This window comes from Devosia sp. (genome assembly GCF_017307565.1).
GTDB lineage: Bacteria > Pseudomonadota > Alphaproteobacteria > Rhizobiales > Devosiaceae > Devosia.
Genome location: NZ_JAFKHD010000457.1, coordinates 1 through 10,981, shown reverse-complemented (window position 1 = coordinate 10,981; position 10,981 = coordinate 1). Strand labels below are relative to the sequence as shown.

Sequence of the window (10,981 nt, the reverse complement as noted above, 5' to 3'; positions counted from 1 at the left end):
GCGGAGCCGGTTTCATCGGCTCGAACCTCGCGGACGAACTCATCTCGCAGGGCCACGAGGTCCGCATCCTCGACGACCTGTCCACGGGCTTCGCCGAGAACCTCCCCGCCGACGCCCTCTTCTTCGAGGGCGACCTGTGTGACGAGGAACTGGTGGCCGAGGCCATGGACGGCGTCGAGGTCGTCTTCCACCAGGGCGCGCGAGGCTCGGTGGCCAAGTCCGTCGAGACCCCGCTCATCACGGACCGCATCAACATCGGCGGCACCCTCACGGTGCTGGAGGCCGCCCGCCGCGCCGGCGTGCGCCGCCTCGTGGCCGCGTCGAGCAGCAGCGTGTACGGCGGCGTCGCCCCCCGCCCCACGGTGGAGACGTCACCGCTCACCCCGAAGTCGCCGTACGCGGTCACCAAGATGACCGGCGAGCACTACCTCCGGGTGTACTGGGAGCTCTTCGGCCTCGAGACCGTGGCCCTGCGCTACTTCAACGTGTACGGGCCCCGGCAGGACCCGAGCTCGGCCTACGCCGCCGTCATCCCGAAGTTCATCGACGCCCTCCGCTCGGGCGAGCAGCCCATCGTCCACGGCGACGGCGGGCAGAGCCGTGACTTCGCGTTCGTCAGCGACGTGGTGGCGGCCAACCTGGCGGCCGCCAGCGCCCCGGCCGACCGGTGCGCGGGCAAGGCGTACAACGTGGCCGGCGGCTCGGAGCGATCCCTGCTGGAGATGCTCGACATCCTGAGCGACATCCTCGAGGTCCAGGTCGAGCCGATCCACACCGAGACGCGCGCCGGCGACGTGCGCCACTCCTTCGCCGACACCTCGGCGGCCCGAGACGACCTCGGCTATCACGCCCGATATATCTTTGAAGGAGCCTTCGGGGGCGTCTGTTCGACGCCGAAATGGCTCGATATTGGCGCAATGCTACCGTTCATTTCAAGGCGGTTGCATTTCCTGGCAAGACGCGTGCACCTATAGGTGCTTGGCCTTAAACGCTTCGATGCGGCCGCGGTTGTATCTGCACCGGTCATCAAGGGGGAACAGTATCTTCAATTTCACCTCGGCTGGCGCGCGCTATTGCACAATGGCCGCCGTCTTTGCCTGCCGACGTCGCCGGTGGAGCACGGGTTCAGTATAACCATTGGGCTGGCGTCCACCTTCGATGGCGAGCTCAAGCGCTGCTTCAAAGGCGATATTGCCCTCAAAGTTCGGCGCCATAGGCCGATAGGCGGGGTCTGTCGCATTCTGTCGATCCACTACGACCGCCATGCGCTGGAATGACTCACGCACCTGCGTTTCCGTGATCAGGCCGTGATGCAGCCAGTTGGCGATGTGCTGAGAAGAGATGCGGAGCGTCGCGCGATCTTCCATTAGCGCTATATTGTCGATGTCTGGCACCTTGGAGCAGCCAATCCCCTGGTCGATCCAGCGAACAACATAGCCGAGCATGGACTGGGCATTGTTGTCGAGCTCTCGCTGGATCTGGTCGCTTGAAAGGTTCCGGCCGCCCAGCAGCGGCGGGGTCAGGATTGCGTCGAGCGAAGCGAACTGGCGGCTGCGCAGCTCTTCCTGCCGCGCCCGCACCTGCACCTGATGATAGTGCGTGGCATGCAGAGCCGCGGCGGTGGGGGAAGGTACCCAGGCCGTGCTGGCGCCCGATTTAGGGTGCGCGATCTTTGCTGCAAGCATGTCGGCCATTGCGTCGGGCTTGGCCCACATACCCTTGCCGATCTGCCCGTGGCCAGGCAGGTCGGCGGCAAGGCCGGCGTCCACATTATTGTTTTCATAGGCGCTGAGCCAGGCCGCATCCTTGATGTCGTTCTTGGGCACGACCGGACCGGCCAGCATCGAGGTGTGGATTTCGTCACCTGTGCGGTCGAGGAAACCAGTGTTGATGAAAACCAGACGATGCCGCACGGCAGCAATGGCGGCTAGAAGGTTGACACTTGTCCGACGCTCTTCGTCCATCACGCCGATCTTGATCGTGTGTCGCGGCAGCCCCAATGCGTCTTCCACGCGATCAAACAGGGTGTTGGCAAAAGCGACTTCTTCTGGCCCGTGCATCTTGGGCTTGACGATATAGATGCTGCCTTTGCGGCTGTTGCGGACGCCTGAAGTCTTTTTGAGATCGTGCATCGCGGCGAGCGAGGTGATCATCGCGTCCATGATGCCCTCCGGCGTTTCGCCACCTTCCGGCGTCAGGATCGCGTCAGTCGTCATCAAGTGCCCGACGTTACGCACCAACATCAGGCTGCGGCCGGGCAGGGTGAGTTCCTTGCCGTCGCGGCCGATGTAGATGCGATCCGGCGAGAGCGTGCGAGTGACAGGTCGCCCGCCCTTCTCAAACGTCTCGGCCAGCGTGCCCTGCATGAGCCCAAGCCAGTTGCGATAGACCAGCACCTTGTCCTCGGCATCGACCGCGGCGACGGAATCTTCGCAGTCCTGGATCGTAGTAAGCGCAGCTTCGACGACGACGTCCGCGATACCAGCTGGGCTCGATCTCCCCACGGGATGGTTGGGGTCGAGTAGGATCTCGATATGGAGCCCGTTGTGACGGAAGAGATAAGCGGTACGATCCCCGTCCCTGCGGTGACCAGCAAAGGCCTCGACGTCAACGAGCGACGTGTCCTTGCCGTTGGCGAGGGTGATGCGGAGATGTGTGCCGTCGAGGGCTATAGCGGCGACTTCCGCGTGCGTGCCGCCATGGAGCGGCAGCGCCTCGTCCAGAAATTCGCAGACCCGGCGCACCACGGTGTGGCCGCGTTCGGCATCATAGCCTGAGCCAGTCGTCGAGCCGGGCAGGGCGTCCGTGCCATAGAATGCATCGTAGAGACTGCCCCAACGGGCGTTGGCAGCATTGATGGCAAAGCGGGCATTGCTCACCGGCACCACGAGCTGCGGACCTGCCAGTTCAGCGATTTCAGGGTCAACATTCTGCGTGTCGACCCGAATGTCTGCCGGAGCATGCAGCAGGTAGCCAATCTCTTCGAGGAAGGCGCGGTAGGCTGCCGGATCGATTTCCTTGACGCGGCGCTCTTCGTGCCAAGCATCGATTTTAGCCTGAATGTCGTCGCGCTTTTCCAGCAGCGCCCGGTTGATGGGGCCGAGATCGGCGAGGATTTCGGCATAGTGCTGCCAAAAGTGGTCAGCCGACACACCCGTGCCGGGCAGGATTTCGCTGTCAACGAGCGCGCAAAGTTCGGTCGCAACCCGAAGTCCGGAGCGTTCCAAATAGGTTGTCATGACATGCCTCCGTTGAAACCTGAGGCATGACTAGTGCCGCGCTTCCCCTTGCGTCGAGGGAACGGCGAAAGGTTTCCATCATACGGAAATGGTCGTCAGAAGGCCTTGTTGAAGCGCTGGCGCGAGCGCTCAAGATGAGATCGCATGGCTTTCTCGGCAGCGGCCGGATCGCGGCGCTCCAGCGCATCGATCAGTTGCCGGTGTTCATCAATGGCGCCTGAGGTGACGCGCGTGTGGTAAAACAGACGGAAGAGATGGACGTGGATATGGAGGTTCGAAAGTGTCTCCTGCACCAGTTCGTTCCGGCTGGCGGCCGCGATCAGATCGTGAAACTGGGTGTCGAGCTGGGCAAAGTGCCCATAGGCTTCGCCCGGCGCGTCATTGGCGCAGGACTGCATTTCCGTCGCCAGTTTCTTGAGACTTTCGAGTGTTGCATCGTCCATGAACTGAGCGGCACGGCCGGCGGCGAAGGGCTCCAGGAGCAGGCGCAGTTCGTAAAGCTGTTCGAGACGGGCAGCGTCCAGCTGGTCGGCGGCGCTGTAGCCGATGAGATGAGTTTTGACGACGAGACCTTGTGCCTCCAACCGCGAGAGGGCTTCGCGGATAGGGGTCTGGGAGACGCCGAGATCACGAACCAGCCGATCGACTGCGATCCGGCCGCCCGGCGGAATTTCGCGGGACATCAGCTGGCCATAGATGACGTTGTAGACCTCTTCCCCGAGCCGCGTCGGGCGCTTGAGGGGACCACCGCTACGTTCGCGACCAGAACTCATTTTTTTCGGGAATCCGTATTGACCTCACGATTGGATAACACCATGCTCCGTTTCGAACAATCAGATATCCGATCGGATTTAATATCTTGACCCTGTTGTTACCAGAAAAGGTGCGGAGCGCGGCGCGGGAAGCGCTGTTGCGGTCTGGCGTGCCTCCGGGGCACGCCGATATTCAGGTTGACCTCTGGCTCGATGCGGACCTGCGGGGTATCGGTTCGCATGGACTGCTGCGTCTGCCTCGCATTGTGGAGCGGATCAAACAGGGTCTGGCGGATCCCAAAACGCGCGGCGCTCAGACCTGGCGTGGCGATAGCTTTCTTGAAGTCGACGGACAAATGGGGCTCGGTCCGGTCATCGCGCTCGGTGCGCTCGAAGCGATCATGGATCGCGCAAGACAGACAGGCGTTGCCATCGCGGCCGTCGGCAACGCGCAGCATATCGGCATGCTCGCCTGGTATGCCGAGCGCGTCGCCTCGGCAGGGCAGGTGGCGATAGTCCTTTCAACCAGCGAGGCGCTGGTCCATCCCTGGGGTGGCAGGCAGGCTCTGGTGGGCACCAACCCAATCGCTATTGGTGTCCCCACAGGCGAGGCCGAGCCCTTCGTCATGGATACGGCGACGAGTGTCGTTTCCATGGGCGAAATCCACGATCGTGCCAATCGCGGCCTGCCGCTCGAACCGGGCTGGGCGCTAAACGCGCACGGGGAAGCCACGATGGATGCCGAGGCCGCCAAAGCCGGAGCAATCGCGCCTTTCGCCGGAGCCAAGGGCTATGCACTTGGCCTCGCCTTCGAGCTTCTGGTCTCCACGCTTACCGGCGCCGCTCTTGGGCGGGACGTACGTGGCACGCTCGATGCCGAGCATGTCTGCAACAAGGGTGACGTGTTCATCGTCATCGACCGCGCCCGCGCCATCGGCATCGCCAATTATCTCGAGACCATCCGCAACGCGGTCCCTGCCGAAGGTTTTGATGCCGTTCTCATTCCTGGCGAACGAGGGCGAGCCTTGCGGGAGAAACGGCGTTTCGAGGGCGTGCCCATTGCAGACCCAGTCTGGAACCAGATCCAAGCGCTCGCAGGGGCGAGTGAACACGTGCAGGAAAATATTTTATGACGAGCCTATTCGGGCTTTCCCGATTTCCCCGCAACCTGATCTTTGGCCGTGGCCAGCGCGGTGCCGTCGCAGCTAATGCGGCGGCTCTCGGCAAGCACGCCTTGGTTGTGACCGATGAGCGCATGGCCGCCTCCAGCGAGTGCCGCGATCTGGTGCAGAGCCTTGAAGACGCTGGGCTCACGACGACGCTTTTTGACGACACGATTGCTGAACTGCCTGCCGAAAGTATCGCGGCCGGCGTTGCCGCGGGTCGTGCGGCCAATGCCGACGTTATCATTGGCCTCGGCGGTGGCAGTTGCATGGATGGGGCAAAGCTCATCGCTCTTCTCCTCACGCATGGCGGCCAGCTTTCGGACTATTACGGTGAGTTCAAGGTGCCTGGTCCGGTATTGCCGGTCATCGCGGTGCCAACGACCTCCGGCACGGGTTCCGAAGTCACCCCGGTCGCGGTGGTGTCGGATCCAGACCGCGCCGTGAAGGTCGGCATCGCGAGCCCGCACTTGATCCCGCAGGTCGCAATTTGTGACCCGGACCTGACGGATACCTGCCCGCCAGGGCTAACCGCCGTGTCCGGCGCTGACGCGCTGACCCATGCCATCGAGGCCTACACAAACCTGCGTCGTGCGCCTTATGTGGGCCTTGCCCAGGAACATGTCTTTGTTGGGAAAAATGCCTTCTCGGACTACTACGCCCGGGAGGCCATTCGCCTCATTGCCGGCAACCTGAAGCGCGCCTGCGACAATGGTGCCGACCGGGATGCGCGCGACGCGTTAATGTTGGGATCGACGTATGCGGGGTTGGCTTTCGGCGTTGCCGGTACTGCCGCCGCTCACGCTGTTCAATACCCGGTCGGGGCGCTGACCCACACGCCCCATGGCGCAGGCGTCGCCGTAATGATGCCCTATGTCATGCAGTTCAATAAAAGTCATGCCGCGGTGGAGCTTGCCGAGATCGCGGTGGCCATGGGCGTTGCATCTTGTGATGACACCGCGACGAACGCGCAGGCCGCAATCGAGGCCGTAGCCGCCCTGTTCGCCAGCATAGGCATTCCGCGAACCATCAAGGACCTTGGCCTCGCAGAAGACCAAGTCGACTGGACTGCGGAGGCGGCGCTGGGAGCGGCTCGCCTCGTCAAGAATAACCCTCGCCCTCTCGACAAGAACAGCATGCTTGCCCTGGTTCGCGCCGCTTTTTCCGGCGACAGGGCCTCGCTTTCAGCCGGATGCCCCTTATGACCGCAACCACTTCGTCTTTCGCAAATCTCCTCTTTGAGCCCGAAACTCTGCCGGGCGACCTCTGGATCAATGGCGCCTGGAAAGCGGGTGCGACGGGCAAGCGGATCGATGTAATCGATCCGTCAACGGCAGAGGTCATCACGTCCGTCGCCGATGCGAGCGTTGAAGACGCAATATCCGCTGTCGATGCGGCTTATGCCGCAGGTCCCGCCTGGGCAGCGACGCCGCCGCGTCAGCGGGCAGAAGTCCTTCGTCGCTGCTACGTGCTGATGATGGAGCGGCAGGAAATCCTTGCTCAGCTCATCAGCCTTGAAAATGGCAAGTCTCTTGGCGATGCGCGGGGCGAAGTCGCCTATGCCGCAGAGTTCTTCCGCTGGTTCTCGGAAGAGGCTGTGCGTCTCAATGGCGAGATCTACACGGCGCCAAGCGGGGCCAACCGGATCATTGTCCAGCACCAGCCCATCGGCGTTTCGGTGCTTGTGACGCCGTGGAATTTCCCGGCGGCCATGGCGACGCGAAAAATCGCACCTGCCCTGGCCGCAGGCTGCACCTGCGTCCTGAAACCCGCCACTGAAACCCCGCTCACGGCCTATTACCTCGCCGATATTTATCGCGAGGCCGGCGTTCCGGCGGGTGTCGTCAATGTCATCACCACCTCCCGCTCCGGCGCGACGGTCAGCGCCATGCTGCACGATTCGCGCGTGAGGAAACTCTCCTTTACCGGTTCGACCGAAGTCGGCCGCAAGCTGCTGCACGAGGCTGCTGACACCGTCATTTCCTGCTCGATGGAGCTCGGCGGCAATGCGCCCTTCATCGTCTTCGATGACGCCGATCTCAATGCCGCCCTCGACGGCGCGATGATCGCCAAGATGCGCAACGGCGGCGAGGCTTGCACCGCCGCAAACCGCTTCTATGTCCAGAGGGGCATCGCCGAGGCCTTTTCCAAGGGCCTTTCCGAGCGCATGAGCGCGCTAAAATTCGGCATTGGCTACGCGCCAGACACTCAGTGCGGCCCGCTCATCAATCAAGATGCTGTGGACCGCATTGGCGGGCTCATCGACGAAGCCGTCGCCGGTGGTGCGTCGCTTCTTTCAGGCGGCACGGTCGAAGATCGTCCCGGCTACTATCTGCAGCCGACGGTCCTCAGCGATGTCTCCGCCTCTGCGCGGATCACCCGCGAAGAAATCTTTGGTCCCGTCGCCGCGATCAGCACATTCGAGACCGAGGACGAGGTCATCGCGGCCGCCAACGGCACCGAGTTCGGCCTGATCTCATACGTCTACACCACCGATTTTGCCCGCGGTCTGCGCGTCTCGGAAAAGCTCGAAAGCGGCATGGTGGGGCTCAACCGCGGGCTTGTGTCTGACCCCGCCGCGCCGTTTGGCGGCGTCAAGCAAAGCGGTCTCGGCCGCGAAGGCTCGCATCACGGCATCATGGAATTCTGCGAGACCAAATACATCGCCGCCAATTGGTAGCGACAAGAAAAAGCTGAAGGAGGAACAGCGTTGAAGATCACTAAGGTAGAGCCATTTCAGCTGGACTGGGGTGAGGGACGAGGGCGGTCGGCATTCGTCAGGATCGAGACCGATGAGGGGATAACCGGCATGGGCGAAGCTTCGCCCATGCAGGGCGGTTTGGCTTCCCTCGTGATCATCGCGGCGGACATGGCGCCGTTCCTCGTGGGCAAGGATCCGCTGGATCACGCGGTGCTGCTCGATACGCTGTTCCACAAATGCGTAAAGCTTGGGCCTGAAGGGGCTACCACCGCCGCGCTTGCAGCGCTCGACATCGCGCTCTGGGACATCAAGGGCAAGATGGCCGGCGTGCCAATCTACAAGCTGCTTGGTGGAGCGTGGCGCGAGAGCCTGACCTGCTACGCCTCGGTCGGCGGCAATGCCTGGCGCACGGTTGATCAGGTCGTTGAAGTCGTAGAGCGACGTGTTGCCAAGGAAAAGCCGGCGGCCGTGAAGATTCGTTGGGATGGCGATCGCACCAAGCTCGACGTTGATATCCAGGGCGATATCGCCAAGGCGAAGGCAGTCCGCAAGGCCTTGGGTGATGACTTCGTACTTGGGTTCGATGCCAACAATGGCTACTCCGTTGGCGGTGCGATGCGCGTTGGCCGCGCTCTCGAAGACCTCGGTTTTGCCTGGTTCGAGGAGCCGGTGCAGCACTACCACGTCTCGGCCATGGGCGAGGTAGCCCAGCGTCTCGACATAACCGTCTCAGCTGGCGAACAGACCTATACGTTGCAAGGTCTCAAGGACCTGATCAATGCGGGCGTTCGCATGGTCCAGCCGGACATCGTCAAGATGGGCGGCATTACCGGGCTCATGCAGTGCGCTGCCATTGCCTATGCCAACGGTGTCGATTTCGTGCCGCACCAGACGCAGCCTTCGATTGGTCATCTGGCCAATCTGCACGTCCTTTCCACCGTGATGCACCTCGTGAAGCCGGTTGAACTGGCTGACGGCTGGGAAAGGGCGAGTGCCGTGTTCAAGAACCCATCGGAACCGAAGGATGGACTGTTCCACCTGCCAAAGGGCCCGGGCTTGGGTGCGGAGTTCGATGAGGGCGAACTTCGGCGGCGATCGATCCCGATCGCTGTCTGAGATCAATCAGGGGAGGAGAACCCGATGAAACTGACTAGACGTAACTTCCTGGTAGCGGCCGGCGCCGTTGGCGCTGCAGGCAGCCTTGGATTGCCTGTTGGCCGCGCTTTTGCTCAGGAGCAGGCCATCTCGATTGCACTTGCGGCTCGTGCGCCAACGGTGGTGAACCCGCAGCAGACGGGTCTGACCGGTGGCGACAACTGGGCCATCTATCAGGTGTTCGAGACGCTGGTCCGCAATCCGGACGGTAAGTTCGCGACACGGCCTGAAGAGTTCGAGCCTGCCCTGGCCGAAAGCTGGGAAATGTCGCCCGACGCCAAGACCTGGACCTACAAGCTCCGCAAGGGCGTGCAGTTCCACAAAGGTTATGGCGAGATGACCTCGGAGGACGTGCTCTTCACCTTCGGCCGTCAGCTCGATCCGGAGATCGTCACCAACGGCAAGATCCAGTTCGCCAACATCGAGTCCATTGAGGCGTCGGACGATTATACCGTCGTCATCAAGCTCAAGCAGCCTGATCCATTGCTAAACGGTTCGACCGTCTCGGTCCTCGCCGCCAGCATTGTCAGCAAGAAGGCCTTTGAGGAAAAAGGCGAGACCTTCGGCGTCGATGCGGTTGGGACTGGACCGTTTGTGGTCGAAAGCGTCACCGAGCAGGGCGGTATCGCGCTTGTCGCGTTTGACGAGTATTGGGACGAACCTGCCGCAAGCGCGCGCCTTAACGTGACTTTCATTGCCGATACGACGGCCCGTACGCTGGCTTTCGCCTCGGGCCAGGTGGACATGATCGAGGGCGTGCGTTCTCCGGGCTGGATCCAAACGATGCAGCAGCGGTCGGCCGATACGCTTTTCGACATGACCAAGCCGGGCAGCTTCAACTTCCTGCATCTCAACCTGACGCGTGCGCCGCTCGATGACATCCGCGTCCGTCAGGCGCTCCGCTATGCCATCGACAATACGGCGCTGGCTTCGGCCTATGGCGAGCAGGCCGCGCCCATGGTCGGCATCGTCGCTTCGCAATTCGAGGGCTCCGTCACCAAGGACGAGCTCCCTGAAGAGCTGCGGTATGAGTACAATCCGGAAAAGGCCAAGGCGCTGCTGGCTGAAGCTGGGCATCCAAACGGCATCACCATCTCGTGCTACACCAGCCAGCGCGAGGATTATGCAGCCATCATGCTGATGATCCAGGAGCAGTTGCGCGCCGCCAATATCACGCTCGACCTCTCGATCATCGACCACAACGCCTTTCACGGGGACAATCGGCTCGACAAGAACAACATGCCGCTCAACTCCTCGAGTTATGGGCCGGCCGTCATGAATGTTTTCCTGCAGCAGGCGTCGGCCGGCGCTGTCGTCAAGGCAGACGGCACGGGGCAGGGCAATTTCAACCATTATGGCGAGGCCATTCCTGGTATCGATGACCTCATCGCAAGGGCGCAGCAGGAGCCGGACTTTGAAAAGCGCACTGCGCTCTTCAAGGAGATGGAAAAGAAGATCCTGACTGACTTGCCGATGCTGGGGATCATCACCCTTGGCTATGTCGTCGCGCGCAATCCGCGGGTGGATATCGGCTTCCCGGTCGAGTCCGGATTTGCCTATTGGTCACTGCGCAAGGCTCGCAGGGCCTGAAGCTAAAGCGGCGCGCTCACCGAGCGCGCCGCATGTGTTTTGAGGCCAGGGCGGTCAATCGATAACCGCCACCTCATGATCAAGGATCTTGTCCACCAAGAAGACCAGGGCATCGCCGTCGCGACGGGTCGGTATGGTTTTTCCTGCGACCCGCAGAGACACTTCAGTTGCGGCGCTGCCAACCGAAAGTCGAATTTCCACCGGCCCGATCGGCAGGAGGTCGTATTGGCGACCCGGCACAGGCGAGAGCAGGAGGCGGTTGTTGAGATGAAGAATATGCCGACCCTCCTGACGGTAGAGTTCGGCTGTGACGACGCCGTAGCCGCCCGTGATCTGAACCTTGCCCGCGCCGGCAAGGCCATCTTCTGCGAGAAGCCGGTC

General features: G+C 62.1%; 9 protein-coding genes. 6 read left to right on the top strand and 3 right to left on the bottom strand.

Going from position 1 to position 10,981, the window contains the following annotated elements; translation table 11 throughout:
* Window positions 1–974: NAD-dependent epimerase/dehydratase family protein (locus J0I64_RS20260; protein ID WP_291411673.1), on the top strand; the 974-nt coding region annotated here is incomplete at its 5' end.
* Between the two features lie 96 nt (window positions 975–1,070).
* Here the strand turns inward: J0I64_RS20260 and J0I64_RS20255 are convergent.
* A complete protein-coding gene (locus J0I64_RS20255) occupies window positions 1,071–3,239 on the bottom strand; it encodes a malate synthase G (RefSeq protein ID WP_291411672.1) in 2,169 nt (722 codons plus the stop codon).
* 95 nt (window positions 3,240–3,334) lie between these two features.
* Complete coding sequence (locus J0I64_RS20250; RefSeq protein WP_291411670.1) at window positions 3,335–4,012, bottom strand: GntR family transcriptional regulator; 678 nt, start codon at window positions 4,010–4,012, stop codon at window positions 3,335–3,337.
* An 86-nt stretch (window positions 4,013–4,098) separates the two neighbouring features.
* Between J0I64_RS20250 and J0I64_RS20245 the strand changes: the two genes are divergently transcribed.
* The 5 genes from J0I64_RS20245 to J0I64_RS20225 are packed head-to-tail and all read left to right on the top strand — an operon-like array spanning window position 4,099 to window position 10,600.
* On the top strand, window positions 4,099–5,124 hold the full coding sequence (locus tag J0I64_RS20245) for an Ldh family oxidoreductase (RefSeq protein ID WP_291411668.1): 1,026 nt from the start codon (window positions 4,099–4,101) through the stop codon (window positions 5,122–5,124).
* The gene (locus J0I64_RS20240) at window positions 5,121–6,359 is read left to right on the top strand and encodes an iron-containing alcohol dehydrogenase (RefSeq protein WP_291411666.1); all 1,239 of its coding nucleotides are present in this window, start codon (window positions 5,121–5,123) and stop codon (window positions 6,357–6,359) included. Before J0I64_RS20245 ends, J0I64_RS20240 begins: the two co-directional genes overlap by 4 nt.
* Window positions 6,356–7,834 (top strand): NAD-dependent succinate-semialdehyde dehydrogenase, encoded by a 1,479-nt coding sequence (locus J0I64_RS20235; protein ID WP_291411664.1) that lies wholly within the window; start codon window positions 6,356–6,358, stop codon window positions 7,832–7,834. Before J0I64_RS20240 ends, J0I64_RS20235 begins: the two co-directional genes overlap by 4 nt.
* Before the next feature lie 30 nt (window positions 7,835–7,864).
* A complete protein-coding gene (locus J0I64_RS20230) occupies window positions 7,865–8,971 on the top strand; it encodes a mandelate racemase/muconate lactonizing enzyme family protein (RefSeq protein ID WP_291411661.1) in 1,107 nt (368 codons plus the stop codon).
* A 24-nt stretch (window positions 8,972–8,995) separates the two neighbouring features.
* Complete coding sequence (locus J0I64_RS20225) at window positions 8,996–10,600, top strand: ABC transporter substrate-binding protein (protein WP_291411659.1); 1,605 nt, start codon at window positions 8,996–8,998, stop codon at window positions 10,598–10,600.
* A gap of 54 nt (window positions 10,601–10,654) precedes the next feature.
* Here J0I64_RS20225 and J0I64_RS20220 read toward each other — a convergent pair.
* Window positions 10,655–10,981 (bottom strand): hypothetical protein (locus tag J0I64_RS20220; RefSeq protein WP_291411657.1); only part of this gene is annotated, 327 nt, incomplete at its 5' end.

Coding starts and splice junctions, on each gene's coding strand:
- J0I64_RS20255 (WP_291411672.1), bottom strand. CDS start 3,239: ATGACAACCTATTTGGAACGCTCCGGACTTCGGGTTGCGACCGAACTT.
- J0I64_RS20235 (WP_291411664.1), top strand. CDS start 6,356: ATGACCGCAACCACTTCGTCTTTCGCAAATCTCCTCTTTGAGCCCGAA.
- J0I64_RS20225 (WP_291411659.1), top strand. CDS start 8,996: ATGAAACTGACTAGACGTAACTTCCTGGTAGCGGCCGGCGCCGTTGGC.
- J0I64_RS20240 (WP_291411666.1), top strand. CDS start 5,121: ATGACGAGCCTATTCGGGCTTTCCCGATTTCCCCGCAACCTGATCTTT.
- J0I64_RS20250 (WP_291411670.1), bottom strand. CDS start 4,012: ATGAGTTCTGGTCGCGAACGTAGCGGTGGTCCCCTCAAGCGCCCGACG.